At 73.3% G+C, this 25,883-nt stretch carries 19 protein-coding genes, 1 pseudogene and 1 riboswitch; of the genes and pseudogenes, 9 read left to right on the top strand and 11 right to left on the bottom strand.

The window, feature by feature from the left end; genetic code table 11:
• Both EPA64_RS09085 and EPA64_RS09080 read left to right on the top strand, forming a co-directional pair.
• Positions 1–778, top strand: a 778-nt coding sequence (locus EPA64_RS09085; protein WP_342773363.1) for a CbiX/SirB N-terminal domain-containing protein, incomplete at its 5' end; no start/stop codon positions are given.
• 63 nt (positions 779–841) lie between these two features.
• The gene (locus tag EPA64_RS09080) at positions 842–2,284 is read left to right on the top strand and encodes an aldehyde dehydrogenase family protein (RefSeq protein WP_134725932.1); all 1,443 of its coding nucleotides are present in this window, start codon (positions 842–844) and stop codon (positions 2,282–2,284) included.
• 290 nt (positions 2,285–2,574) lie between these two features.
• On the opposite strand, the gene EPA64_RS09075 is transcribed toward EPA64_RS09080, so the two are convergent.
• From EPA64_RS09075 to EPA64_RS09025, 11 genes and pseudogenes are all read right to left on the bottom strand, one after another.
• Positions 2,575–3,303, bottom strand: a complete 729-nt coding sequence (locus EPA64_RS09075; RefSeq protein ID WP_134725927.1) for an ABC transporter permease — start codon at positions 3,301–3,303, stop codon at positions 2,575–2,577.
• Positions 3,300–3,971, bottom strand: a complete 672-nt coding sequence (locus tag EPA64_RS09070) for an ABC transporter ATP-binding protein (RefSeq protein WP_134725926.1) — start codon at positions 3,969–3,971, stop codon at positions 3,300–3,302. The genes EPA64_RS09075 and EPA64_RS09070 overlap by 4 nt, the downstream gene beginning before the upstream one ends.
• A 46-nt stretch (positions 3,972–4,017) precedes the next feature.
• Positions 4,018–4,971 carry an ABC transporter substrate-binding protein gene (locus EPA64_RS09065; protein ID WP_134725925.1) on the bottom strand — a complete coding sequence of 318 codons (954 nt, stop codon included), beginning with the start codon at positions 4,969–4,971 and terminating at the stop codon, positions 4,018–4,020.
• A complete protein-coding gene (locus EPA64_RS09060; RefSeq protein WP_134725924.1) occupies positions 4,971–5,945 on the bottom strand; it encodes a HesA/MoeB/ThiF family protein in 975 nt (324 codons plus the stop codon). Before EPA64_RS09060 ends, EPA64_RS09065 begins: the two co-directional genes overlap by 1 nt.
• 50 nt (positions 5,946–5,995) lie before the next feature.
• The gene (locus EPA64_RS09055) at positions 5,996–6,592 is read right to left on the bottom strand and encodes a thiamine phosphate synthase (RefSeq protein ID WP_134725923.1); all 597 of its coding nucleotides are present in this window, start codon (positions 6,590–6,592) and stop codon (positions 5,996–5,998) included.
• A gap of 85 nt (positions 6,593–6,677) precedes the next feature.
• A complete protein-coding gene (locus tag EPA64_RS09050; RefSeq protein ID WP_134725922.1) occupies positions 6,678–7,442 on the bottom strand; it encodes a thiazole synthase in 765 nt (254 codons plus the stop codon).
• Between the two features lie 4 nt (positions 7,443–7,446).
• On the bottom strand, positions 7,447–7,644 hold the full coding sequence (gene thiS, locus EPA64_RS09045) for a sulfur carrier protein ThiS (protein WP_134725921.1): 198 nt from the start codon (positions 7,642–7,644) through the stop codon (positions 7,447–7,449).
• Positions 7,622–8,622 (bottom strand): annotated as a pseudogene (locus EPA64_RS09040) (FAD-dependent oxidoreductase). Before EPA64_RS09040 ends, thiS begins: the two are co-directional and overlap by 23 nt.
• A complete protein-coding gene (thiD, locus tag EPA64_RS09035) occupies positions 8,619–9,413 on the bottom strand; it encodes a bifunctional hydroxymethylpyrimidine kinase/phosphomethylpyrimidine kinase (RefSeq protein ID WP_134725920.1) in 795 nt (264 codons plus the stop codon). Before thiD ends, EPA64_RS09040 begins: the two are co-directional and overlap by 4 nt.
• Positions 9,414–9,470: 57 nt before the next feature.
• A riboswitch (TPP riboswitch) is annotated at positions 9,471–9,575 on the bottom strand.
• Positions 9,576–9,624: 49 nt separating this feature from the next.
• Entirely contained in the window at positions 9,625–12,225 is a 2,601-nt protein-coding gene (gene pbpC, locus EPA64_RS09030) for a penicillin-binding protein 1C (RefSeq protein ID WP_342773362.1), read from the bottom strand.
• A gap of 21 nt (positions 12,226–12,246) precedes the next feature.
• The gene (locus EPA64_RS09025) at positions 12,247–17,847 is read right to left on the bottom strand and encodes an alpha-2-macroglobulin family protein (protein ID WP_134725919.1); all 5,601 of its coding nucleotides are present in this window, start codon (positions 17,845–17,847) and stop codon (positions 12,247–12,249) included.
• Between the two features lie 203 nt (positions 17,848–18,050).
• Here EPA64_RS09025 and EPA64_RS09020 point away from each other — a divergent pair, with 203 nt between their 5' ends.
• From EPA64_RS09020 to EPA64_RS08990, 7 genes are all read left to right on the top strand, one after another.
• Entirely contained in the window at positions 18,051–19,922 is a 1,872-nt protein-coding gene (locus EPA64_RS09020; RefSeq protein ID WP_167626636.1) for a calcium-binding protein, read from the top strand.
• A 159-nt stretch (positions 19,923–20,081) separates the two neighbouring features.
• The gene (locus tag EPA64_RS09015; protein ID WP_134725917.1) at positions 20,082–21,329 is read left to right on the top strand and encodes an Hsp70 family protein; all 1,248 of its coding nucleotides are present in this window, start codon (positions 20,082–20,084) and stop codon (positions 21,327–21,329) included.
• Between the two features lie 122 nt (positions 21,330–21,451).
• Positions 21,452–22,567 (top strand): zinc-binding dehydrogenase, encoded by a 1,116-nt coding sequence (locus EPA64_RS09010; protein ID WP_134725916.1) that lies wholly within the window; start codon positions 21,452–21,454, stop codon positions 22,565–22,567.
• Between the two features lie 370 nt (positions 22,568–22,937).
• Positions 22,938–23,492 carry a thioredoxin family protein gene (locus EPA64_RS09005; RefSeq protein WP_134725915.1) on the top strand — a complete coding sequence of 185 codons (555 nt, stop codon included), beginning with the start codon at positions 22,938–22,940 and terminating at the stop codon, positions 23,490–23,492.
• Positions 23,465–24,154, top strand: a complete 690-nt coding sequence (gene gph / locus EPA64_RS09000) for a phosphoglycolate phosphatase (protein ID WP_246026685.1) — start codon at positions 23,465–23,467, stop codon at positions 24,152–24,154. Before EPA64_RS09005 ends, gph begins: the two co-directional genes overlap by 28 nt.
• On the top strand, positions 24,151–24,753 hold the full coding sequence (locus tag EPA64_RS08995) for an HAD family hydrolase (protein WP_134725913.1): 603 nt from the start codon (positions 24,151–24,153) through the stop codon (positions 24,751–24,753). The genes gph and EPA64_RS08995 overlap by 4 nt, the downstream gene beginning before the upstream one ends.
• A 112-nt stretch (positions 24,754–24,865) precedes the next feature.
• The gene (locus EPA64_RS08990; RefSeq protein WP_134725912.1) at positions 24,866–25,813 is read left to right on the top strand and encodes an MBL fold metallo-hydrolase; all 948 of its coding nucleotides are present in this window, start codon (positions 24,866–24,868) and stop codon (positions 25,811–25,813) included.
• The last annotated feature ends 70 nt before the right edge of the window (positions 25,814–25,883 follow it).

Genomic DNA, 25,883 nt, shown 5'->3' with positions numbered 1-25,883 from the left:
CCGCCGCCGCACGGGCGCCGCAGTTGCGGGTGGTGCCGTGACGGCGCTGCCCGACCGCTGCGCGAACTGCCGCTGCGGGGACGACCCGGCCCCGCCCGGCGCGCGATCGGCCGCCATCGTGGCCCACGGGCAGCCGGGCGATCCCGCGCCGCTGCAAGCCGACCTTGACGATTTCGCCGCCCGCGTCGGCGCGCATTTGCCCGGCTGGGACATCCGCGGCGCGACGCTGGCCTGCCCGCGCAGCCTGGCCCGGCTGCGGGGCATCGCGCGCATCTATCCGCTGTTCATGGCCGACGGCTGGTTCGTGCGGTCGGAAATGCCGCGCAGGCTGGGGGCGGCGGGGGTGGACGGGTATGCCACCCTGCCGCCGCTTGGCCTTGATCCGGGACTGCCCGCGCTGGCGCTGGCGCTGGCGCTGGACAGCGCGGCGGCAGCCGGGATCGACGCGGCGCAGGCGACGCTGGTGGTTGCGGGCCACGGATCGCGGCGCGCCCGCGCCTCGGCCGCCAGCACCCGCGCCGCGGCCGACGCGCTGGCCGACGCCGGCCGCTTTGCCGCCGTCATCCCGGCGTTTATCGAAGAGGCACCGTTCCTGGCCGATCTGCGCCTCGTGCCGCCCGCGATCTGCCTGCCGTTCTTTGCCACGCGGGCCGGTCACACGACCCAGGACATCCCCGACGCCTGGGCCGCCGCGGGAACGCCCGGTCCGCTGACCGTGCCGCTGGGCACCGTTCCCGCCGTCGCGGCGCTTGTCGCCGACGCGATCCGCCGCGCCTGACCGCCGGCCTTTCCTTGCCGCGCCCGGCGCGCCACACTGCCGCAACCAAGAAGGAGAGGCGCGATGACCGCAATCTGGTTTCCCACCGACGAGGTGCTGGTCGGCGGCGTCTGGTCGCGGCTGGACGGAACGCTGCCGGTGATCGATCCGTCCACGGGCGAGGGGATCGGCGCGATCGCGCGGGGCGGCGCCGACCAGATCGACGCCGCCGTGGCCGCTGCCCGCGCCGCGCTGACGGGCGACTGGGGCCGCCTGACCGCCGCCGAACGCGGGCGGCTGATGGCGCGGCTGGCCGGCCTGATCCGCGAGCGGGCCGAGGATCTGGCGCTGATCGAGGCGTTGGACGTGGGCAAGCCCCTGACGCAGGCCCGCGCCGACGCGCTGGCGATGGCGCGGTATTTCGAGTTCTACGGCGGCGCGGCGGACAAGGTGATGGGCGACACCATCCCCTATCTGGACGGCTATTCCGTCTGGACCCTGCGCGAGCCCCACGGCGTGACCGCCCATATCGTGCCCTGGAACTATCCCATGCAGATCCTGGGCCGGTCGGTGGGCGCGGCGTTGGCGATGGGCAACGCCTGCGTGGTCAAGCCCGCCGAGGATGCCTGCCTGACCGCGCTGGCGCTGGCCCGGCTGGCCGACGAGGCGGGGTTTCCCGCGGGCGCCATCAACATCGTCACCGGCCTTGGGTCCGAGGCCGGGGCGGCGCTGGCCGGCCACCCCGGCATCAACCACGTCAGCTTCACAGGCTCTGTCGGGGTGGGGCGCGCCATTCAGGCGGCGGCCGCGCAGAACATCGTGCCGGTGACGCTGGAACTGGGCGGCAAGTCGCCGCAGATCGTCTATGCCGACGCCGACCTGGACCGCGCGCTGCCGTTTCTGGTGAACGCGGGCATCCAGAACGCGGGCCAGACCTGTTCCTGCGGGGCGCGCATCCTTGTCGAACGCCCGCGCATGGCCGAGGTCGTGGACCGCATGGCCGACCGCTATCGCGCGTTGCGGGTCGGTCCGGCGCTGGACGACCTGGACTTGGGGCCGCTGATCTCGGCCCGGCAGAAGGCCACGGTCGAGCGTTATCTGGCGCAGGGCGCGGGGCTGACGGTCGCCGCGCAGGGCACCATCGTCGAGGGCGCGCCCGAGGGCGGCCACTATGTCGCCCCCACGCTGTTCACCGACGTGTCGCCCGATCATGTGCTGGCGCGCGAGGAGATCTTCGGCCCCGCGCAGGTCGTCATCCCCTTCGACACCGAGGACGAGGCCATCGCCATCGCCAACGGCACCGATTATGGGCTGGTCGCTGGCGTCTGGACCGCCGACATGGGCCGCGCCCTGCGCGCCAGCCGCCGGATCAGGTCGGGGCAGGTGTTCCTGAACAACTATGGCGCGGGCGGGGGCGTCGAGCTGCCCTTCGGCGGCCACGGCCTGTCCGGCCACGGCCGCGAAAAGGGGTTCGAGGCGCTTTACGGATTCTCGACGCTGAAGACCGTCGCTGCCTGGCACGGCTGACCGCAGGGCGGCTGAAGGCGGCGGGCTGATGGCTGACGGGAGCGCCTGACGGAGGATGGCTGACAGCGGACGGGGTGGCTGGCAGCGAATGGCGGACAACTGACGGCTGACGATTAACGCTGGATTGCTGATGGCTGATTGCTGGCTGCTGGCTGCTGGCTGCTGGCTGCTGGGCTGCTAGCTGCTGGCCGCTGGCTGCTAGCGGCGGATGGCTGAGAGCCTGCGACTGATCGCGCGCGCATCGGGGCGATGCCCACGAGGACGCGCGCCCTCACGCCGGCCGGCGGGGGTCAGAACCCGCGGCGGGTCAGCATCCGGGCCAGCCAGCGGTCAATGGCGGCATACATCGCCAGCGACAGCGCCACGACGACGATCAGTGCTGCGAACATCAGGTCGGTCTTCATCCGGCCGTTGGCCTGGATCATCAGCGCCCCCAGACCCCGCGCGCCGCCGACCCATTCGCCGATGACGGCGCCCACCGGCGCATAGATCGCGCCCAGCCGCAGCCCCGAGGCCAGACGCGGCAGTGCGGCGGGCAGGCGCAGGTGGCGCAGGATCGCCCAGCGGCCCGCGCCCATCGACAGCGCCACGTCCATCTGTGCGGCCGGGGGCGCCATCAGCCCGTCGTGCAGCGACTGCGCCACCGGCACGAAGACGATCAGCACCACCATCGCGATCTTGGGCGCCAGCCCGAACCCCAGCCACAGCGTCAGGATCGGGGCCAGCGCAAAGACCGGGATCGTCTGGCTGACGATCAGCACCGGCCCCAGCGCACGGCCCAGCCGCGGCCAGCCTGCCATCGCCAACGCCGTCACGATCCCCAGCGCGGCCCCCAGCGCAAGGCCCACCAGGGTTTCGGCCGCGGTATACAGCGCGGCGGTCCCGATCTCGGCCCGGTTGGCCCACAGCGTGCGGGCCACGTCCAGCGGTGCGGGCAACAGGAACGGCGGCAGTCCGGTGGCCCAGACCGCCCCCTGCCACAGCGCCAGCGCGATCAGGATGGACCACGCCGCCCTCATGCCAGCAGGCTTTCGGTCAGCGCGGCCTGCGCGGCCAGAACCTCGGGGGCGTCGTGGCGGCGGGGGGCGGGGCCGGGCGGGGCAGGGTGCCCCGACAGCCCGGCGGGGGTCATGACGACGATGCGGTCGCCCAGCCGGGCGGCCTCGGCCGGGTCGTGGGTCACGATCAGCACCGTGCGGCCCGCCAGCAGCCGCGCCGCCATGTCCCCGATCTGCAGGCGCAGCCGCGCGTCCAGTGCGGAAAACGGCTCGTCCAACAGGACCAGCGGCCGGTCCTCGGCCAGCGTCCGGGCCAGCGCGGCGCGCTGGCGCTGGCCGCCGGACAGCTGCGCGGGCAGGCGGCGGTCCAGCCCGTCCAGCCCGACCGCGGCGAGCAGGCGGGCAACCTGCGCGGCGTCCGGCGCGGCCCCGCGCAGCCGCGCGCCAAGGCCGACGTTCTGCGCCACCGTCAGCCAGCCGAACAGCCCGGCGTCCTGCCCCATCAGCGCGCAGGGGACGGTGTCCACCGTGCCCCGGAACGCGACCCCGGTCGGCAGTCCCGCCAGCAGGCGCAGCAGCGTCGATTTCCCCACCCCCGACGCGCCCAGCAGGCAGGTGGTGCGGCCCGCCTCAAGCTGCAGCGACAGGGGCGCGAACAGGCCCGGCGCCTGACCCGCGACGCGGATCATGGCGCCGTGGTCCCCACCGGGGCGCGCTGCGGGCGCATCGCCCGGGTCACGGCGCGGCGCCCGGGTCCATCGCCAGCCGGTCCACGGGCAGGATCTCGTCGGTCAGCCCCTCGGCCTTCAGGAACGCCTCGAACCGGGCATAGCGCCCGTGATCCAGCGCCGCGGGCGAGATGGCAAAGCGCCCGAACGTGTCGTCCCAGGCCTTGGTGTTCAGCGCGTCGCCAAGGTCGGGCGCGTGGGCGGCAAAGTCCGCGCGCGCCTCGTCGGGGTGGTTCAGCATGTATTGCGTGGCCCGTTCGATTGCGGCCAGAAAGCGCGTGATCCGGTCGCGGTCCAGCCGGTCGCGGTTGGCGACGAAGATCAGCTCGTCATAGGCGGGCAGGCCCTCCTCCTCGATGAAGAAGCAGCGCCCCTCGCCCCCGGCGATGCGCATCTGCGTGGGTTCGAAGTTGCGGAACCCGCCGATGGTCGCATCGACCTGGCCGGTCATCAGCGCAGGCGTCAGGGACCAGTTCACGTTGATCATCTGCACGTCGTCCAACGTCAGCCCCGCACCCTTCAGCAGGGCCGACACGATGGCCTGTTCCACGCCCGAAACCGAGAACCCGATCTTGCGCCCTTTCAGGTCGGCCATCGACTGCACCGGCCCGTCCGCCCGCACCATCAGGCAGTTCAGCGGCATGCCGATCAGCGTGCCGACGCGGACCAGCGGCAACCCTTCGTGGACCTGCAGATGCAGCTGCGGCTGATAGGTCACGGCCAGATCGGCGTGGCCGGCGGCGACCAGCTTGGGCGGATCGGCGGGGTCGGCGGGGGCGACGATCTCGACCTCCAGCCCGGCATCGGCGAAGAATCCCTTGTCCTGCGCCAGCACGATGGGCGCGTGGTCGGGGTTCACGAACCAGTCCAGCATCAGCGTCATCTTGTCGGCGGCAAGCGCCGGGGCGGTGGTCAGGGCCAGCACGGCGGCGGCGCAGATGGTTTTCAGCAGGCGAGGCATCACGGGTCTCCGGCAGCGATCAGGACGATGGGATTGGGGAAACGGGCGGCGGTCGCGCGGGCGGCGCGCCAGGCGCGCAGGCCGGACCGGCAGGCAAAGACGGCGCGCGCGCCGGGCGGGGGCGCGGGGGGCGCGTCGGCGGTTCCGCGCAGCGCGCCGGGGGCAACGGGCAGCGGCGCCTCGGCCGCGTCGCGCAGATCGACGACCCAGTCGTCAGGGCGGATCGCGCCCGCGTCGATGAAACGGAACCCGTCCGCAGGCTCGGCCGCGCCGTCAAAGCGAAAGCTGCCCCAGCGCAGACCGCCGTCCAGCGTGACCAGCTGTCCCACCGGCGAGGGCGCGATCCCCAGCAGCACGGCCAGCGCCATCTGCGCCTGCATGGTGCCCAGCATCCCCACGACCGGCCCCAGCACCCCCGCCGTGGCGCAGGACGCCGCGCGGTCGGGCAGGTCGGGGAACACCGCGCGCAAGGACGGCGCGCCGCCGCAGAACCCGCCGGCATACCCCCCCAGCCCCAGCGCCGAGGCCGAGATCAGCGGCACGCCCGCCGCATGGCAGGCGTCTGACAGCGTATAGCTGACCGCAAAGCTGTCGGCGCAGTCCAGCACCACCTGCGCGCCGGCCACCAGCGGGGCGGCGTTGGCAGGGGTCAGCCGGTCCCGCCGCGCCGTCACCCTGACGGCGGGGTCCAGCCGGGCGACGAACGCGGCGGCGGAATCGGCCTTGCAGCGCCCGGCCTGCCCGGCGTGGATGGGCTGGCGGTGCAGATTGCCCACCTCGACGCGGTCGTGGTCCACGATGGTCAGCGCGCCGACGCCCGCGCCCGCCAGATACATCAGCGCGGGCGAACCAAGGCCGCCGGCCCCCACCACCAGCACATGCGCGCGGGCCAGCCGCGACTGCCCGTCCGGGCCGACCTGCGGCAGCACGATCTGGCGGGCGTGGCGGTCCCGCGCGGGCGCGGCCGCCGGCATGTCCGCCGGCGGGTCTGCGGGAAAGGGTGCTGGGGATTGCGGCGAGCCCCTCATCCCACGGCCCTCAGCCACTCGCGCATCCGCGCCTCGGGGTCGGGGTTCAGGGTGATGTCGGTCACGGCGGCCACCACGTCCGCGCCCGCGTCCAGCGCGGCGCGGCCGCGGTCGGGGGTCAGCCCGCCGATGGCGACCAGCGGCACGGAACCGACACGGGCCTTCCAGTCGGCCACGCGGCCAAGGCCCTGCGGCGCCCAGGGCATTTTCTTCAGGATCGTCGGCCAGACCGGCCCCAGCGCGACATAGTCAGGGCGGACCGACAGCGCGCGGTCCAGTTCCGCGTCGTCGTGGGTGGACACGCCCAGCCGCAGACCGGCGGCGCGGATCGCGGGCAGGTCGGCCGCGTCCAGATCCTCCTGCCCCAGATGCAGCCAGTCGCAGCCCAGCTCGACCGCAAGCCGCCAGTGATCGTTGACGACCAGCGCCGCGCCGGCCGCACGCGCCAGGTCGCGGGCACGGGCGATCTCGGCCCGCAGCGCGTCGTCGAGGCGGTCCTTGATCCGCAACTGCACCAGGCGGACGCCCACCGACAGCCCGCGCGCCACCCAATCGGCGGAATCGAAGACGGGATAAAAGCGCGGCAGGGTCATCGGTCCGGCCTTGTGATCGCGGCCGGATCGGGGGTTTTCAACCCCCGAACCCCCGAGGATACTTGTGCAAGGAAGAGAGTGCCTGTCATGCGAGGAACGCCTTTCCGATCACCGGGGTCGAGGGCTGCGCCATGTCGCGCGGCTCGATCGGGTCGGCGAGATAGGCCGCCCGGCCCGCCGCCACTGCCTGCGCCATCGCCCGCGCCATCGCCGCCGGGTCGCCCGCGCGGGCCACGGCGGTGTTCAGCAGCACGGCGTCAAAGCCCAGTTCCATCGCGCGCGCCGCGTGGCTGGGCAGGCCGATGCCCGCGTCCACCACCAGCGGCACGTCGGGGAAGGCCGCGCGCAGGGCGGTCAGCCCGTGGCTGTTGTTCAGCCCCAGCCCCGACCCGATGGGCGCGCCCCAAGGCATCAGAACCTCGCATCCCGCATCCAGCAGGCGGCCGCAGACGGACAGATCCTCGGTGCAATAGGGAAAGACCCTGAAGCCTTGCGCCGACAGCTCGCGCGCGGCCTCGACCAGCGCGAACACGTCCGGGGCCAGCAGGTCGGTGTGGCCGATCACCTCAAGCTTGATCCAGTCGGTGCCCAGCAGCTCGCGCGCCATCTGCGCGGTGGTGACGGCTTCCTTGACGCTGTGGCAGCCGGCGGTGTTGGGCAGCAGGCGCACGCCCAGGCCCTGCATCAGGCGCAGGAAATCCTGCCCGCCGCCGCCCTCGCGCCGCAGGCTGACCGTGGCGATGCCCGCGCCCGACGCGCGGAACGCCGCCGCCAGGATCGCGGGGCTGGGATATTGCGCCGTGCCCAGCATCAGCGGGCTGTCCACGGCGGTTCCGTAAAAGACCGGCACGGCCTCAGCCCCCCTGCATGGGCGCGACGATTTCCAGCGCGCAGCCTGCGGTCAGCGGCGTTGCCGCGCGCAGGGCGGCGGGCACGAAGGCCCCGTCCAGCGCCGTCGCCACGCGGGCGTCCGCCATGTCCAGCGCCGCCAGCGCGTCGGCCACCGTGGCGGCGTCCAGGTCGCGCGCCTCACCGTTGATCGTCAGTTTCATGCCAGAACTCCGGTCGTTCGCCCGTGTCGATGTGGTCGGCCAGCTGCATGGCCAGGGCGGGGGCCAGCAGATAGCCGTGGCGGTAAAGCCCGTTCGCGTAAAGCCGGCCGCCCGCCCGTCCGATCCGGGGCAGGTTGTCGGGGAAAGCGGGGCGCGCGTCGGCGCCCGTCTCGACGATCTCGGCCTCGCCAAAGGCGGGGTGCAGGGCGAAGGCGGCGCTGAGCAGTTCCATGACCGACCGCGCCGTGACGACGCCGCGCCGGTCGCTTTCGATCATCGTCGCGCCCAGCATGAAGATGCCGTCCCCGCGCGGCACCAGATAGATCGGCACGCGCGGATGCAGCAGGCGCACAGGCCGCGACAGCGTGACGTCCGGGCAGCGCAGGACCAGCATCTCGCCCCGCACGCCGCGCAGCTCGGGCAGGATGTCGCGCGCGGCCAGTCCGCGGCAGTCGATGACCTGTCCCGGATCGCGGGGCATGTCGGCCGCGACGGCGATGCCCCGTTCGGCCAGCCCGGACTGCAGGCCCGCCATCGCCGCGCGCGGGTCCAGATGCGCCTCGGCCGCAAAGAACAGCGCCCGGTCAAAGCGCCCGGCAAGGTCGGGTTCCAGTTCGGCCAGGCGGTTGCCGCCGATTTCCTCGAACCCGTGGGTGCGGCGGGCGAACCGGTCCAGTTCGCGCCGGTCGCGGCCCAGCGTCACGACCAGCGTGCCCTGGCGCGAAACCCCGCCCGCGTTGCGGTCCCACCAGTCGATGGCGGTCAGCCCGTGGCGCAGGACGGGTTCCTCGGCGTTCTCGAACTCGCACCACGGCGCCAGCATGCCCCCGCCCACCAGGAACAGCCGTGCCCCCCCGGTCCCAGCACGGGATCGATCAGCGTGACGGCGTGGCCGCGGCCGGCAAGCTCGGTCGCCGCCGCCAGCCCCATGACCCCCGCGCCCAGAACCGTCAGCCGCTGCGTGTCGCGGTCCTTCATGCCGCCCACCATTCGTGGAAATGATGCACCGGCCCGTGCCCCGACCCGACGCGCAGCCCGGCCGCGGCGCGGATCGCGCCGTGCAGCCAGCCATGCGCGCGGGTGACGGCGGCGGGCACGTCCATGCCCCGCGCCAGCCCCGCGGCGATGGCCGACGACAGGCTGCAGCCGGTGCCGTGGGTGTTCGGCGTGTCGATGCGCGGCGCGACGAGGCGCAGCAGGCGCGGCCCGACCAGCAGGTCCACGCAGTCGGGGCCGGCGGCGTGTCCGCCCTTCATCAGAACCCAGTCGGCCCCCATCGCCCGCAGGGCGTGGCCTTGCGCCAGGCGCTCCGCTTCGGTCCCGGCCTCGGGCGCGTCCAGCAGGCGAGCGGCCTCGGGCAGGTTCGGGGTCAGCACGGTGGCGCGGGGGATCAGCAGGTCGCGCAGCGCGCCCAGGGCGGCGGCGTCGATCAGCGCGTCGCCGGACTTGGCGATCATCACCGGGTCCAGCACCAGCGGCAGCGCGCGCCCTGCCAGCCCTTCGGCCACGGCGGCGGTCGCGGCCTGCGTGCCCAGCATCCCGATCTTGACCGCCCCCACGTCCAGATCGCCCAGCACCGCGTCGATCTGGGCGCGGATCAGGCCGGCCGAGACGCCTTCGACCGCGGCCACGCGGCGGGTGTTCTGCGCCGTGACCGCAGTCAGCACCGACGCGCCATAGACCCCCAGCGCCGAGAATGTCTTGAGGTCGGCCTGGATGCCCGCCCCGCCGCCGCTGTCGGACCCCGCGATGGTCAGCGCGATCGCCATGTCGTTCCCCCACAAAGGGGCCATGCGCGGGCAAAGGGTGAACGGGGGCCGCGGTTGCGGCGCAGACGACCCGTTCCCTTCGCCGGCATGACCCGGATCAGGTTCGATGGGTGCTGTGCCTGGCACATCTCAGCCCCGCGCGGGGCGCCCCAACGAGCGTTCGTGCGAACCATAGCGGCCCGGCCGCGCCCGCGCAAGCGGGATGCGCCCCTCAGCCCCCCGGACGCAGCAGCCGGAACCCGGCCTGCGCGCTGCGCCCCGTTGCATCGGTGACCGACAGCTGCCCAAAGCCGGGCGAGGCGGGCAGGTCGGCCACCGTGTTGGACTGCCCCAGCGCGACCGGGCGGCCGTCCAGCAGCCAGCTATAGGGCGCGCGCCCGCCGCGGACGCGCACCGCCAGCCGGTCGCCGGTCAGCTCGACCTCGGCCCCGTCGGGGGGAAAGACGATGGCCAGCGGTTCCGGCGCGGGGGCGGCGGGGTCGGCGGGCCGGGGGCTGCCCGCGGGGACAAAGCGGCGCAGGGCCGGGGGCAGGGCGGCGTTCGGCACCGTCAGCGCGGCGGGCGGCGGTGGCGGCAGCGGACGGGCGCGGGGGCCAAGGGCGTCGAACAGGTCGAACAGCACCGGCGCCGCCAGATCGCCGCCGAAGGCGCCGGGCACGGGCGTGCCGTCCGGGCGGCCCATCCAGACCCCGGCGACAAAGCGCCCGTCATAGCCGATCGCCAGCGCGTCCCGGTGGCCATAGCTGGTGCCCGTCTTCCACGCGACCCGCCCTGCCGCGCCCCCGCCCGGCGGCTGCAGCGTCCCGAGGATCGCGCCCACCTGCCACGCCGCCACCGGCCCGACGACCGGATCGCCGGCGTCCATGTCCAGGGCGGGCTGCGGGCGCACATGCAGCCGCACCGCCCGCCCGCCCCGCGCCAGCGCCGCGTAACCCTGCACCAGATCGTGCAGCGACGCGCCGCCGCCGCCCAGCACCAGCGCAAGGCCCGGCACGTCGCCCGCCACGCGCACCTTGACCCCCGCGCGGCGCAGACCGGCCACGATCCGCGCCGGTCCCAGCCGTTCGGCCACGCGCACCACGGGGATGTTCAGCGATTCCGCCAGCGCCTGCCGGATCGTGACCGTGCCCCGGAACCGGCGGTCAAAGTTCTCGGGCTGCCAGCGGCCGAAGACGGCGGGGCGATCCTCGATCAGCGTCTCGGGGTGGATCAGCCCGTCGTCGAAGCCCAGGGCATAGACCAGCGGCTTCAGCGTCGATCCCGGCGAGCGCAGCGCCTGCGTCATGTCCAGGAACCCGCCCGACGCGCTGTCCGAAAACTGCGCCGCGCCGACATGGGCCAGCACCTCGCCGGTGCGGTGGTCGGCCAGGATCAGGGCGGCGGACATGCGCGCGGGCTGGCCTGCGACGGCGCGGGCGGTCAGCGCCTCGGCTGCGCGCTGCAGCACGGGGTCCAGCGTGGTGTCGATGCGGACCGCGCCGGGGTTTTCCCGCCGCAGCCGGTCGGCCAGCAGGGGGGCGTGCGCCGGGAACGGCCGCCGGGCTGTGGGCAGGGGCGCGGCGCGGGCGGTCGCCGCCGCCTCGGGGGTCAGGACGCCCTGCGCCTCGGCCCGGTCGATCACGCGGTCGCGGGCGGCGCGGGCGCGGGCGCGGCCCTGCGGCAGGTCGGGGCGCCGCGCCTCGGGCGACTGGGGCAGGGCCACCAGCAGCGCCGATTCCGCCGGCGTCAGTCGGCCCGGCTCCTTGCCGAACCACATCAGGCTGGCCGCCCGCACCCCTTCGGTGTTGCCGCCATAGGGTGCGAGGCGGAAATACAGATCAAGGATGCGGGCCTTGTCCAGCCGCCGTTCCAGCGCCAGCGCCACCCGCACCTGCCGCAGCTTGCCCGCCGCGTCCCCGGTCGGCCCGCGCTCCAGCAGCCGCGCCGTCTGCATCGTCAGCGTCGAGGCGCCGGACACGACCCGCCCGTGCCGCAGCGCCTGCCAGCCCGCGCGCAGCACGGCGCGCGGATCGACGCCGCCGTGGGTGGCAAAGCGGCGATCCTCCCACGCGATCAGCATCGCGGCAAAGCGCGGGTCCACGCCGGTCGCGGGCGGGGCCAGCCGCCACAGCCCGTCGCCGACCGGAAACGCGCGCAGCAGGCTGCCGTCGCGGGCCAGAACCTCGGTCCCGGTCGCCACCGCCAGCGGCGGCAGGACGGTGGCGTCGATCCAGGCCGACAGCCGGTCGCGGGCTGTATCGGTAAGGGCGGCAGTCAACGCGAGCACCACGGCGAGGCCGATCAGCCGCCGCCCGGCACGGCGCTGGCCGGGGGGCGCGTCGGTTGTCGAAGGGCGGCCGGGGGCGCTCGCGGGGGACAGCCCGGCCGCCGCCGCGAGTCGCTGCCCGGCGTGGCTTGGGCCGGACGTCGCGTCGGTTGCCGAAGGGCGGCTGCGGGCGGTCCCGGCAAGCCGCCGGGCCAGCGCCACCAACCGTCCCGCGCGCTCGCTGGACTTTGCATAGATAGTCGACAGGCCGCCACGCGCGGTGTCGGCCTGCGCCACCATTCGCCGCCCGGCGCGGCTTGGGCCGGACGCCTCGTCGGTTGCCGAAGGGCGGCCGCGGCCGGTTCCGGCAAGCCCCCCCAGCGCCGCCAGCCGCCCGCCGGCGCGGCGGGGGGCGGGGGCGTGAGGGCTGCGCACGATCGTTGCGCCTGCGGCCGCCTGGCGGGCCAGGGCCGCGTCCGGCGCGATCCCCTCAGGTGCGGGCGGCAGCGCATCCGGTGTGCGGCCGTCCGTGCCGCCGCGCGTGTCGCCGGGCGGGGCGCGGTTCATCGGCGGCCCCTCAGCGCCGGATCATGGCGCGATCACGACCGTGCCGGCGTCGGTCCAGCCGCGGCGGTCGGGGCGATACATGTCCTCGACCGTGGCGGCGGGGTGGTGGAACGTGCCGGGCGTCACCGCGCGCAGGCGATAGGCCAGCCGGATCGGGTCGGTCCCCGCCAGCGTGACGGCGGCGGCAAAGCGGTCCTGCCGGAACTCGGCCATGTCCGCGAACTCGATGCCGCCCAGCCAGTCCAGCCCCTCGATCTCGCCCTGCGACAGCAGGTTCGGGTTGTCGATCTCGAACCCGGCGGGCAGGGGATCGGCGACGATCAGGCGGCCGTCGGCGGGGGCAAAGGGCGTGACCTCGACCACCGCGACCAGCCGCGTGCCAAGCGCGACTTGCGAGGGGTCGGCCGGCTGCCCCTCGGGCGTGAAATAGCGCCGGGTGATGCCAAACCCGGTGCCGCCCGCCGCAAGGGCGACGGCGGGCACGGCCGTCGCGCTGATCGTGACCTCGACCGGGTCCGGCCCGGCGTTGCCCAGCACGACGGACGGCAGCGCGCCCGCCTCGCCAAGATCCTGCACCGGCGCGGACAGGGCCGCGCCCGACAGGGTGACGCCGCCGCCCGCATCCGCGCCGGATGCGAGGGCCTGCGCCGCCAGCACCGTCCAGGTCGCCTCTTGCGTGGACAGGGGCGCGCCCGCGTCGCGCCGCGCGTCGATGTCGGCGGCAAGCTGCGTCGCCACGCGGTCGCGGTCCAGCGCCCGGCTGCCCGCCTCGGCCGCCATCGCCAGCGCCCCGGCCCGGTCGCGCAGCAGCGTGCCATAGTCGCGCCGCAGCCGGTTCGCGTCGTCGCTTCCCCGATCCGACAGCGCCTGCGCGCGGCGGAACATCGCGTCGGACCGCGCGCTGTCGCCCACCGCGGCCAGCGCCGCGCCAAGCTGGGCGGCGGCAAGGGGCGTGGCAAACCCCTCGGCCCCGGTGTCGGCGTAATAGCGCAGGTCGCTGACGACCGCCGCCCCCTCGCGCGCAAGGACATAGGCGGCATAGGCGGTGGCGGCGTTTTCGTCGGCGTCGGCATATTGCGGTTCGGACGCGGCGTTCAGGCCATTCTGCAGGTTCGTCAGCGCGGCCCGGAACGGCTGGTCGGGGACGGCGTGTCCGGCGGCGCGGGCGCGGGCCAGAAAGTCGGTGACAAAGGCGTCCAGCCAGCGGTCGCCGGATTGCGCCGTCCACAGCCCGAACCCGCCGTCCGACGCCTGCCGCGTCAGGATGCTGGCGATCGCGTCGTCGATGTCGGCGGGATCGGCGCCGGGCAGGGGGGGCGCGCCCTCGGGCAGCAGCGCGCTGGCGTAAAGCAGCGGCAGCGTCGTCGCCGCGACCTGTTCCGTGCAGCCATAGGGATAGCGCGCCAGCCGCGCCAGCGCGCCCGCGACGTCCAGCCGCGCGAACGCGCCGCTGGTCAGGGTGACGCGGCCGGTGCCGGGGCGGAACGCGCCCAGCGCCGACAGGTCGATGGGCGTGGCGGCCGCGCCGGGCGCCAGCGTCAGCCGCAGGCTGCGGGTGACGGCGGCGTCCTGGCGCTGGACGGGGATCGCCAGATCCTTGGTGACGACGCGCCCGTCCGGCAGGGTGGCCGACAGGCGCAGCCGGGACGTCCCCTCGGCGTCCGGCGCGGTCAGGGTCAGCGGCAGGTCCACCTGCTGACGTTCGGCCAGCGTGACCGTGCCGGGCAGGCCCGAGGTCGCCAGCGTCACGCGCGGAATCTCCGCCGGGGCGGCGCCTTCCTCGGCCGGGGCAGGCTCGTCACCGGCAGGGTCGGGCAGGGCGGCCAGCGTCACCTGCCCGGCGGGGCCCGCGACATGGGTCAGCCGCACCTGCGCCTGCGCCACGTCGCCGGGCGCAAGGAAGGCGGGCGCGGTCACCGTCATCACCACCGGATCGCGGACCAGCATCGTGGCGTCGGCCTGACCCACGGCATCGTCGGTCCACGCCACCGCCATCACCCGCACCGCGCCGTTGAAGTCGGGCAGCGGCACGTCCACGGTCGCGCGGCCCTGTTCGTCCAGCACCAGCGGCCCCGAGAACCACGCCATCAGCTTTTCCGTGGGCGGCGGCGCCTGCGTCTGCATCGAGGCCGCGTCGCCGCCCGACCGGATCGCCCCGTCGGCGGCCCCGCCGGGCAGGATCAGCCGGCCATAAAGGTCGCGCAGCCCGACGCCCAGCCGCCGCTGGCCGAAGTAATGGTCGGTGGCCGAGGGCGGCTGATACCCGGTCAGGTTCAGGATGCCCTGATCGACGGCCCAGATCGTCGCGTGGACGGTCGCGCCGGGCGCGGCGCCCGACACCGCCAGCGTGACCGGCGCCGTGCCGCGGGGGTCGGTTTCGGCCGGGACGGTCAGCGCGGCCGTGATCCGGCGGTCGCCGGGATCGACGGCGGCATGGGCGATCCCCAGCCCCCGCACGGGCGCCCGGCCCGCATCCGCGCCCAGCGGGCGAATGGCGCTGACCGCGACATAGACGCCCGCACCCCATTCGTCGGTCACCGGCAGCTCGATGCTGTTCGCGCCCCTGACCAATGGCACCGACCGCATGGCGACCACCCGGCTGGCCAGGACCGAGACAAGGCCCACGCCGTCAGCCGCGGCCTCGACCGTGACGCGCGCGGTGTCGCCCGCGCGATAGGCAGGGCGGTCCAGGGTCACGCGCAGCCGGTCGGGCGTGTCGGTGCCGGCGCTGACCGCCCCCCAGCCCGCGTCGAACAGCACCGCGCTTTCGGCGCCGTCGGGGGCGGTCACGACAAGCTCGTACTGGCCCCATTCGACCGGCACAGACAGCGGGGCAGGCCCGGCGGGGGTGTCGAGGTCGCCGCCCGCCACGCCGGCGCGGCGGGTCACGGGTTCCCAGTTCCAGTCGCCGCCGATGGCATACCACTGATACGTCGTCTCGACTCGGTTCAGCGCCCAGCTGAGCCGTGCCGCCTGCGCCGTCAGGTCGGGGCCGAGCGCGAGGATCTGGAACCCGGCCTCGGCCCCCTCGGGGACGGTGCCGTCGGCAAAGCCCGGCTTGATGCCCACCGCCGTGCGGGCGGGCAGGATCAACTGCGTCGCGCTGCGTTCGACGGGGCGGCCCGCGCCCTCGCGCACCGACAGCGTCAGCCGCGCCTCATACGGGCGGACGGCCTGCGCCAAGGCGGCGGGCAGGTCAACGCGCGCGGCAAAGCCGCCCTGCGCGTCGGTGCGCCCGGCGGGCATCGTCACGACCTGGGGCGAGGCGGGGTCGTCGTGGCGGCCGAAGACATAGCCCTCAAGCCCCGGCAGGCTGCTGGCGGTGGTCAGGCGCAGCGCGCCCTCGACAGGCAGGTCGGCGGCGGGCGCGCCGAACAGCCAGCGCGCGGCGATGTCGGCCGTCACCGGGGCGCTGGCGGGCTGCGGCGCGTCGGGCAGGTCCAGCGCAAAGTCGATGCGTTCGGGGCGGAAATCCTCGACCAGCATGCGGGCGGTGGCCAGCGGTTCGCCCCGTTCCTCGACCCGCAGGTCGATGCGCCAGGCGCCGCGCGGCGCGGTGGCGGGGATCGGCACGGCCAGCGTATAGCCGCCCGCCCCGGCGGGCACCGGCATCAGCCGGGCGTGTTCCACCCCGTCGGGGCGCAGCACCACGGCGGTCAGCGGCAGGCCGTCGATGGCGCGGGCGGTGTCGTCGCGGGTCAGGATGGTGGCCTGCGCCACCTCGCCCGCGCGATAGGCGCCCCGATCCAGCGCCACGAAGACGTCGATGGGGGGCGCGGGGGGCTGCCCTTCCACGCCGCGGTCGGACAGGTCGAACTCTGGGTCGATCAGCGACAGGAACGCAAGATCGGCGATGCGCGCGCCGTCGCGGCGGGTCGCGGTCAGCACGGCGGGTTCGCTGGCGCCGGTGCCGCGCATCAGCCCCGCGTCGAACCGCGCCACGCCCTCGGCATCCGCGACCGCCGTGCCCAGCACCGCGTTCCCGCGCGAGATCAGCGCGACCTCGGTCCCCGGTCGGGGGGCGGCGTCCGACAGCGCGCGCACCGCCACGGTCAGCCCGTCGCTGCCCGACCAGCTGCTGATCCCCAGATCCGAGATCATGAACCACTGCGTCGCCGCCGGGCTGCGGTCGCCGCCGCCGGGCACGGCGGCGGTCAGCGCATAGACGCCGGGTTCCAGCGGCCCCGCTGCCTCGCGCAGGTCCAGCCGCGTCGCCACCTCGGCGTTGACGGGATGGCTGCCGCCGCCGGGCGCTGGGGCCACGTCGGCCTGCCCTTCCCAGACCTGCGCGCCGATCTGGTCGCGGAAATTATCCGCCCGCCAGTCCTCGATCGGGGCGGCGAAGATGCCCTCGCGCAGGGCGCGCACGATGTTGCGGTCGGACATGCGAAACAGCGTCAGGTCCACGCGATCCGTGTTCACCGTCCGCAGCGTCAGCCCCTGATCGCCCGTCGCGGGCAGGACATAGCTGCGCCCGGCAAAGCGGGCCTCCGGCGCGCGGTCGCGGACATACAGCGTCAGCGGCACCGCCCTGGCCAGCGTCTCGCCGCTGGCGGCGGGCAGGCCGGGGCGCAGGGTAAGGGTCAAGGACTGGCCGCGCGCCATGCCGGTCACGCACAGATCCCAGCCCTGCGCCTCGACGGCAAGCGACGGGTCGGGCAGGGCGACAAAGGGGCGGAAATCGACGCCCGGCGCCAGCTCTTGCGAGAACATGGCGCAGGCCCGCGCCTCGGGGGCGTCGGCATCGACGCGGCTGTCGGTGACGCGGAAGCCGTGGCGTTCCTCGAACGCGGCAAGGGCGGAGGCCACATCGGGATCGCCCGGCGCGTCCGTGGCCGCCAGCCGCAGCGCCATCAGCCCGTCGCGGCCGCGCCCGTCGGCCTCGGCCAGCGCGGCCCAGCGGCGCAGGGCGTCGGCGCCGGTGCCGGGGTCGCGCAGCCATGCGTTCAGCCATGCCGAACGGGCGGCGCGGGCCAGCGCCTCGTCCCGGCCCGCGCCGGGGGGCGTGGCCGCGGCCTCGACCGCCTGGGCCAGTGCCGCCCAGTCGGGGGCGGCGTCGGTCAGCGCGGCGACCGCGCCCAGCCAGCGCAGCGTCGCCGTCGTGTCGCCGGTCGCGCCCGCCTGCGCGGCCGTGCCCCGCATCGCGTCGGCGCCGGTGCCGTCGCCGGGATAAAGCTGGCCCAGATCGGCTGCCTGCGCGCGGGCGGCGCGGCGGTCGTCGTCGTTCAGCCACGGCCCCGCGCGGTCCAGCCGTTCGGTCGCGCGGGCCTGCGCCGCAGGGTCCACGGCCACGGCCGGACCCGACAGCGCGCCGACGAACGGGACCGGCGCGGACACCGCCGATTTCAGGAAGCACGCGCGCGAGCGGGCGTTATAGGTCACGGCCGCGCAACCCGCGTTCGCCACGCAAGCCTGCACGCAGGCGGCCTGCGTCGTGTCGAAGATCGAGGCGAGGTCGTTGCCGGGCAGGTCGATCCCCTCGTCCAGCACCACGCGGCGGTCGGGCAGGGCGCCGGCGGCAAGCCCGCCCTGGTCCTGCGCGGCAGCGGGCGTGATCGACGCCAGCAACGAAAGCGCGGCGGCCGCGAACCAGCCCCGTGACACTGCGAACCCGTGGCCCATACCGCCCCCGCCGTTTTGCCTGCGGGGGCAGGGTGGCACGCCCGGCGGCCTGCGGCAACGGGGTGCGGGTCGGCCCCGCCGGGCGGACCCGCGGCGTGGTCCCCCGCGCGGCCTTGGCGGTTGCCAGCGGCCCGCCTGCCGTGGAACTGTCACGGCAGAGTGAAATGGTCGTGACACGAACGGGATGCCCACGGAGGAACGGAATGGCGCGGATCGACGGAACGAACGGCTCGGAGGTTCTGGTCGGAACCTATTTTTCGGACGACATCTATGGCCTTGCGGGCAATGACACGCTGCGCGGCGGCTTTGGCGCCGACTGGCTGTATGGCGAGGCCGGCAACGACCGCCTGTTCGGCGGGTTCCAGGACGACCGCCTTTATGGCGGCGACGGCGCGGATGCGCTGTATGGCGAACAGGGCGACGATTACTTTGCGGGCGGCGCCGGCGGGGATCTGATGGTCGGCGGCGCGGGCGACGACACCTTCGACCAGACCGCGCTGATCGACGCGCCCGGCGACACCATCATCGGCGGCACCGGCATCGACCTCATGCGGCTGGATTTCAGCTCGGTCGCGGGGGCGGTGGTGTTCGCGCTGAACGACCCGACGGTGACGACGACGCTGCGGTTCGGCACGCTGCCCGCGTTCTCGTTCCGCGAGGTCGAGCGGTTCGACATCGTCGGCAGCGCCAGCGCCGACCGGCTGACCGGCTGGCACAACGACGACACGCTGGAAGGCGGGCTTGGCAACGACACGCTGCTGGGGGGGCTTGGGCGCGACCAGCTGTCGGGCGACGACGGCGGCGACCTGATCCAGGGCGGGGCCGACGACGACCGCATCTATGGCGATGCGGGCAACGACCGGCTGTGGGGCGAGGCGGGCGATGACCGGATCGAGGGCGGGTCGGGCAACGACATCCTGTATGGCGGCGACGGCCATGATGCGATCGAGGGCAACGGCGGCAGCGACACGCTGATCGGCGGGGCCGGCAACGACGAGCTGCGCAGCGACGACTATTCCGACAGCACCCGCGAACGCGACGTGCTGCAGGCCCATTTCGGCAATGACGCGCTGTGGCTGGGGATCAACGACGTTGCCGACGGCGGCGCAGGGATCGACACCGTCCACGTCGATTTCACCGAAGAAACCGGGGCGATCAACTGGGTGTTCTCGCCGGCCGACAAATGGTTCGCAAACGGCACCCGCGTGCTGAACGCCGAGGTCCTGGACTATGAGGGCGGCAGCGGCCGCGACGTCATCGTGGGCTGGAACCACGCCGACAGCATCCAGGGCAATTCGGGCCACGACCATCTGACGGGCGGCGGCGGCGACGACACGCTGTCGGGCGGGCGCGGCAACGACGTGCTGGTCGGCGGTGTCGGCCACGACTATCTGTATCACGAATCCGGCAACGACACCTTGCTGGGCGGGCTGGGCAACGACGCGTTCCACCTGAGCTTCGACGAAGACGCCGCGCGCCCCTTTCGCGCGCTGGTCGAGGGCGGGGCAGGGGTCGACACCGTCACCTTCTTCAGCTTCGACCTGGGCGCGGTCGTCGATCTGGCGAACCAGTCACTGAACGACGGGCTGGCGTTCGGAAAGACGCTGCGCACGGTCGAGGTGCTTCGCGGCACCTATGTCGACGACCAGTTCGCCGGAACCGCCGCGAACGACGTGTTCTTCGGCGACGATGGCAGCGACATGCTGATCGGCCGCGCGGGGGCGGATTTCCTGTCGGGCGGCGAGGGTTCGGACGTCCTGACCGGCGGCATCGGCGCCGACATCTTCGACTTTGCCGATTTCTCGGCGTCGGGCTGGGAAGGCGATTTCGTCACCGATTTCACCCGCGGCCAGGACAAGCTGCGGCTGGATCGTTCCGAGTTCGGGGACGGGCTGCGGCTGGTCAACGCGCTGAACCCCGTCGCGGGGACGGGCGCGCCGACGCTGATCTTTGAAACCGACACCAAGCGGCTGTGGTTCGATGCGGACGGCAACGGTGCCAACGACAGCCCGCTGCTGATGGTGACGCTGGCCGGGGTGGGCCAGCTTGCGCTGACGGACATCCTGTTCGTCTGAGGGGGTGCGCGGCGGTGGCGATCGGGATCGTCACCGTCGCGCGGCCCAGCGCCCGCTGCCTGCGCGGCGCTGACCCGGCGTGGTCCGTCCCGCGGTCCGGTTGACACCCCGGGCTGCACCGCCTATCGACCCGCCCTTCGTTTCGCAGTGGGGCTGGACATGGCACGGCACGGCCGCAGCTTGGGCATCGACTTCGGCACATCGAACTCGGCCGCGGGGTATCTTGCGGCGGGCAAGCCGCGGCTGATCCGAATGGCGCCGGGGCAGACGACGGTGCCGACGACGTTCTTCTTCGACTATGACAGCCGCCGCACGCTGATCGGCGAGGCTGCCAACCGCGCGCTGCTGGACGGGCTGGACGGGCGGTTCATGCGCGCGCTCAAGCGGGTGCTGGGCACCTCGCTGATGCATGAAAAGCGTCAGATCCTGAACCGGCGCGTGACCTTCGTCGAGATCATCGCCGAGTTCCTGCGCCGCATCAAGGACCGCGCCGAGGCCGAGGCCGGGATGACCTTCGACCGCGCGCTGTCGGGGCGGCCGGTGGTGTTCCACGGCGCCCATGATCCGCGCGAGGAGCAGGCGCTGGCCGACCTGCGCGCCTGCTATCTTGCCGCAGGGTTCCGCGAGGTCGAGTTCATGCCCGAACCCGAGGCCGCCGCCATCGCCAGCGGCGCGCTGGAACAGTCGGGCACCATCGGCCTGATCGTGGACGTGGGCGGCGGCACATCGGATTTCTCGCTGTTCCGGTCGGGGGCCGGGGGCGTGTCGATCCTTGCCAACCACGGCGTGCGGATCGGCGGCACGGATTTCGACCGCTCGATCAACCTTGACCGGGTGATGCCGTTGCTGGGCAAGGGGTCGGAACTGCGCAAGGCGATGGGGCCGGGCACCTCATCCACGCCGAACGCCATCTTCAACAACCTGGCGACATGGGAAACGATCCCCTTCGTCTATACCCCCCAGAACCGCCGCATGGTGGCCGAGATGCTGCGCCTGGCCGAGCAGCCCGACAAACTGGCCCGGCTGGCGCGCGTGGTCGGGGAGGAGCTGGGCCACGATTTGGCCTTCGCGGTCGAGCGGGGCAAGATCGCGGCCAACGGCGGCGCCGCGCAGTCCGGCATCCTGCTGGACCAGATCGAGACCGGACTGACCGCGCCGCTGTCGGCCGAGGCGATGGCCGCGATCCTTGCGCGCCACGCCGACGCGCTGGCCCAAGGCGCGCGCGAGACGCTGCGGATCGCAGGGATCGGCGCGGGCGACGTGGGGCAGGTGGTCTATGTCGGCGGGTCCAGCCTGATGTCGATGGTGTCCGACACCATGCGGGCGCAATTCCCCGCCGCCCGCCATTCCTTCAGCGAGGTGTTCACGGCCGTCGCGGACGGGCTGGCCATCGCGGCGGGGCGCTGAGGACCGCCTGCGCGGCCATGCCGCCGATCGCGGCCGGCATCCCCGCTCATCGCAGCCGGTCTGGACAATTCCGCCGCAACCCGGTCCCATGAACCCCTGATGGCCAGCCTGCGGGGGACAGCATGTCACGGACCAGCCTTGAGCTGCGATCGACGATCACGCCGGACGGAACGCTGCGGATCAACCTGGAGCCGGTGCCGGTGCGCGCGCCCGGCCCGGGCGAGCTGCTGGTCCGGGTCGAGGCGGCGCCCATCAACCCGTCCGACCTTGGCCTGCTGTTCGGGCCTGCCGACATGGCGACGCTGGCGACCGGCGGGACCGCCGACGCGCCGGTGCTGACCGCAAGGGTCTCGCCGGCGGGACTGGCGGCGGTGCGCGCCCGGCTGGGGCAATCCATGCCGGTCGGTAACGAGGGCGCGGGGACGGTGATCGAGGCCGGCCCGGACCTGCAGCACATGATCGGCAAGCGCGTCGCGATGATCGGCGGCGCCATGTATGCCGAATTGCGCCTGATTGGCCGTGATGCCTGCATCGTGCTGCCCGACAGCGCCACCGCGGCCCAGGGCGCGGCGCTGTTCGTCAACCCGCTGACCGCGCTGGGGTTCGTCGAGACGATGCGGGCCGAGGGGCACACGGCCATCGTCCACGCGCCCGCGGCATCGAACCTGGGGCAGATGCTGGTGCGAATCTGCAAGGCCGACGGGGTGGGCCTGGTCAACATCGTCCGCAGCCCGCAGCAGGCCGAACTGTTGCGCGGCATCGGCGCGACCCATGTCGTGGACAGCAGCGCCGAGGGTTTCCGCGAAAAGCTGCAGGACGCCATCGCCGCGACGGGCGCCACGCTGGCTTTCGACGCCATCGGCGGGGGCGAGATGACCAGCACCATCCTGAACGCGATGGAGGCGGTGGCGGCGCGCGGCATGGAAAGCTATGACCGCTATGGCTCGTCCACGATGAAGCAGGTCTATGTCTATGGCGCGCTGGACACCGGGCCAACGATCCTCAGGCGCGGGTTCGGGTTCCGCTGGGGCATCGGCGGCTGGCTGCTGTTCCATTTCCTGCAGCGCACGGACCCCGCGACCGTCAGCCGGATGCACGAGCGCGTGGCCGCCGAGATGACCACGACTTTCGCCAGCCACTATACAGCGACGATCAGCCTTGCCGACGTCGTGAAACCCGACATCGCGGCGGCGTATCAGAAGAAGGCGACGGGGGCGAAGTATCTGATCGCGCCCTAGAAAGCGGTGTCTGTGCCGGCATGGTCATGCGATGCGCAGCCGCGGGCGGGTGGCCGCCGTGTGTCGGCGGCGGGACCGCAACACGAAGCATCTGATCACGCCTTGGAAAGCGGTGTCTGCGCCGGCATGGCGCACGATGCGCAGGCGCGGGCTGGCAGCCGGGCTGTGTGGGCAACGGGACGGCAACACGGCAGAGTGACGCCATGCGCCGATGCGACGCTCGACCTGTGGCAGAAATATTGTGATAATCGGTATTATGTAATTTAATGCTGCTATCCCCGGCCCCCGCGTTCCCAGATCATCCGACCTTCCGCCCGGTTGCTATAATACGGCAACCTTGGCGATAGCTGGATCAACCGAAAGGGATGTCATGGCTGTCTCACCCCCTGTCTGCGACTTCGGCGCGCCTGCACCGGACTTTCGTTTGCCCGACACGCAGGGTCGGCTGCTGTCGCTTGCCGACGTTGCGGGGCCGCGCGGAACGCTGGTCATGTTCATCTGCAACCACTGTCCTTATGTGCAGGCGGTGATCGACCGCATCATCCGCGATGCCCGCGACCTGACGGCGCTGGGGATCGGCGTGGTGGCGATCTCGTCGAACGACGCCGCCGAATACCCGCAGGACGGGCCCGAGGCGATGCGCGCCGAGGCGGCGCGCCACGGGTTTCCGTTTCCTTACCTCTATGACGAAAGCCAGGACGTGGCGCGGGCCTATGGCGCAGCCTGCACGCCCGATTTCTTCGGCTATGACGCTGCGGGCGGGCTGCAGTATCGCGGCAGGCTGGACGCCTCGGGGCGCAACCCGGCGCCGCCCGGCGCCCGCCGCGACCTGTTTCAGGCGATGCGCCAGATTGCCGAAACCGGCCAGGGTCCGCGCGACCAGGTGCCGTCGATGGGATGTTCGATCAAATGGGCCGCGGCATGATTCCGGTGGTGTTCGACCTTGACGGCACGCTGATCGACAGCGCGCCCGACATCCATGCGGCGGTCAACGCGACGCTGCGCGCGGCGGGCAAGCCGACGCTCAGCCTTGACCGGGTGCGTCTGTTCATCGGCGGCGGCGTGGATGTGCTGTGGCACAAGATCGTGGCCGACCTGGGCGTCGATCCCGCCGCGCGGGCCGAACTGGTCGCGTCCTTCATGACCCGCTATCATCAGGCGACCGCGCTGACGGCGCTGTATCCCGGCGTGGTCGAGGCACTGGGCGCGCTTGCCGACGCGGGCCACCCGCTGGCGCTTTGCACCAACAAGCCAATGGGGCCGACCCGCGCCAACCTCGACCATTTCGGGCTGGGCGCGGTCTTCCCGGTCGTCGTCGCGGGCGATTCGCTGCCGCAGCGCAAGCCCGCGCCCGAACCGCTGTGGGCCGCGGTCACCGGCCTGACCGATGGCGACCGAACGCGGGCGCTGTATGTCGGCGACAGCGAGTTCGACGCAGCCTGCGCGGCGTCGGCCGGGGTGCCGCTGCTGCTGTTCACGCGGGGCTATCGGCAGCGCCCGGTGGCCGACCTGCCCCATGCGGCCAGTTTCGGCGCATTCGCGGAACTGCCCGCGCTGGTCGCGCGCATGGCCACCGCACCCGCATGAAAGCCCTGATCTGGGAGGCGGAGGCGCTGGCGGACACGGTCGAGACCCGCCGCGCCGCCTTCAACGAAAGCTTCCGGGCGTTTGCCATCGACCTGAACTGGGACGCCGCCTTGTGGCGGCAACTGGCGCGCCACGGCACCGATGCGGCGCCGCTGCGGGCCTATATGGCGCAGTCGGGCCATGCGCTGGACGACGCGACCGTGGCCGCGATCGGCGCGGACGCGGTGGCGCGCTCAGCCGCGCTGATCGCCGCCGGGGCCGCGCCGCTGCGTCCGGCCGCCGTGGCGCTGCTGGCGGATGCGCGCCGGCACGCGCTGCGCCAGGCGGTCATCGGCCCCACGACCGCGGCCGAGCTGGAGGCGCTGACCGACGTGCCGGGCAGCCCGCCGGCCGAGTTCCAGGTGGTCATTCCCGCAGCCCGGCTGGACGCGAGGCTGATCGACCAGGCGCGGTGCAGGCTTGACGTGGACCGCGCCGACTGCGTGGTGGTCGCGGCGACGGCCCAGGGCAGCGACGTGGCTCGGCACGCGGGGCTGGACGTGCGGGTGGTCGGCGACGCCGAGGACGCGGGGGAATCCGGTCGGGCCGTCTGCCCGTGACCGGCCGTCGGCCACGCGGCCCGATGCGGTTCCGCTGCAAACATTCACATATTGCAATGTGATTGCTGCCGTGTTATGGTCGGCGGGCAAGCCGCCAAAAGGACGACGACGCATGGCCGAAGACCAAGGGGACATCGCTGCCGCCCATCCCTCGCCCGCCGTCGGCGATCCGGCGCAGGCGCGCGACAATCCCGCCAACCGCCCCGATGTCTTCGCCTTCTTCGACGAGGCGACGAACACCCTGACCTATGTCGTCAGGGATCCCGCGTCGGACCGCGCGGCGATCATCGATTCGGTGCTGGATTTCGACTATGGCTCGGGCCGGACCGACACGCGCAGCGCGCAGGCGGTGGCCGATTTTGTCCGCGACAAGGGGCTGACGGTGGAATGGGTGCTGGAAACCCACGTCCACGCCGACCATTTGTCCGCCGCGCCCTGGCTGCAGCAGCAGCTGGGCGGCAGGATCGGGATCGGCGACGGCATCACCGTGGTGCAGGACACCTTCGGCAAGGTCTTCAACGAAGGGACCGCGTTTCGCCGTGACGGCAGCCAGTTCGACCGGCTGTTCTCGGATGGCGACAGCTTTTCCATCGGCGGGCTGACCGGCCGCGTGCTGCACACGCCCGGCCATACCCCCGCCTGCCTGACCTATGTCATCGGCGATGCCGCGTTTGTCGGCGATACGCTGTTCATGCCCGATTATGGTACGGCGCGGTGCGATTTCCCGGGCGGGTCGGCTGCGGTGCTGTTCCGGTCGATCCAGACCATCCTTGCACTGCCCGATGAGACGCGGATCTTCGTCGGCCACGACTATCTGCCCGAGGGGCGCAGCGCCTTTCAGTGGGAAACCACCGTCGGCGCGCAGAAACAGGGCAACATCCACATCGGCGGCAACCGTTCGGCCGATGAGTTCGTGGCGATGCGGGAACGCCGCGACGCGACGCTGGCGACGCCGCGGCTGATCATCCCGTCGCTGCAGGTCAACATGCGCGCGGGCCAGCTGCCCGAGCCCGAGGAGGACGGCACACGGTTTCTCAAGGTGCCGCTGAACAGGCTTTAGGCGCGGCGGGGGTTGACGCGCCCCCTGCCCCGGCCCCACGACAAGGCCGACCCGACCCCTGTCCCGGAGC

Source organism: Paracoccus luteus (genome assembly GCF_004522155.1).
Taxonomy (GTDB): domain Bacteria; phylum Pseudomonadota; class Alphaproteobacteria; order Rhodobacterales; family Rhodobacteraceae; genus Paracoccus; species Paracoccus luteus.
Note: the sequence above shows the minus strand (reverse complement) of the source record. Positions and strands in the feature narration are given on the sequence as shown.

Bases quoted from the DNA above. Each gene is read 5' to 3' on its own strand.
- gph (WP_246026685.1), top strand. From the start codon at position 23,465: ATGTTCGATCAAATGGGCCGCGGCATGATTCCGGTGGTGTTCGACCTT.
- thiD (WP_134725920.1), bottom strand. From the start codon at position 9,413: ATGGCGATCGCGCTGACCATCGCGGGGTCCGACAGCGGCGGCGGGGCG.
- EPA64_RS09015 (WP_134725917.1), top strand. From the start codon at position 20,082: ATGGCACGGCACGGCCGCAGCTTGGGCATCGACTTCGGCACATCGAAC.
- EPA64_RS08990 (WP_134725912.1), top strand. From the start codon at position 24,866: ATGGCCGAAGACCAAGGGGACATCGCTGCCGCCCATCCCTCGCCCGCC.
- EPA64_RS09060 (WP_134725924.1), bottom strand. From the start codon at position 5,945: ATGCCGGCGGCCGCGCCCGCGCGGGACCGCCACGCCCGCCAGATCGTG.
- EPA64_RS09020 (WP_167626636.1), top strand. From the start codon at position 18,051: ATGGCGCGGATCGACGGAACGAACGGCTCGGAGGTTCTGGTCGGAACC.
- thiS (WP_134725921.1), bottom strand. From the start codon at position 7,644: ATGAAACTGACGATCAACGGTGAGGCGCGCGACCTGGACGCCGCCACG.
- EPA64_RS09080 (WP_134725932.1), top strand. From the start codon at position 842: ATGACCGCAATCTGGTTTCCCACCGACGAGGTGCTGGTCGGCGGCGTC.
- EPA64_RS09010 (WP_134725916.1), top strand. From the start codon at position 21,452: ATGTCACGGACCAGCCTTGAGCTGCGATCGACGATCACGCCGGACGGA.
- EPA64_RS09070 (WP_134725926.1), bottom strand. From the start codon at position 3,971: ATGATCCGCGTCGCGGGTCAGGCGCCGGGCCTGTTCGCGCCCCTGTCG.
- EPA64_RS09005 (WP_134725915.1), top strand. From the start codon at position 22,938: ATGGCTGTCTCACCCCCTGTCTGCGACTTCGGCGCGCCTGCACCGGAC.
- EPA64_RS09055 (WP_134725923.1), bottom strand. From the start codon at position 6,592: ATGACCCTGCCGCGCTTTTATCCCGTCTTCGATTCCGCCGATTGGGTG.
- EPA64_RS09025 (WP_134725919.1), bottom strand. From the start codon at position 17,847: ATGGGCCACGGGTTCGCAGTGTCACGGGGCTGGTTCGCGGCCGCCGCG.
- EPA64_RS08995 (WP_134725913.1), top strand. From the start codon at position 24,151: ATGAAAGCCCTGATCTGGGAGGCGGAGGCGCTGGCGGACACGGTCGAG.
- EPA64_RS09065 (WP_134725925.1), bottom strand. From the start codon at position 4,971: ATGCCTCGCCTGCTGAAAACCATCTGCGCCGCCGCCGTGCTGGCCCTG.
- pbpC (WP_342773362.1), bottom strand. From the start codon at position 12,225: ATGAACCGCGCCCCGCCCGGCGACACGCGCGGCGGCACGGACGGCCGC.
- EPA64_RS09075 (WP_134725927.1), bottom strand. From the start codon at position 3,303: ATGAGGGCGGCGTGGTCCATCCTGATCGCGCTGGCGCTGTGGCAGGGG.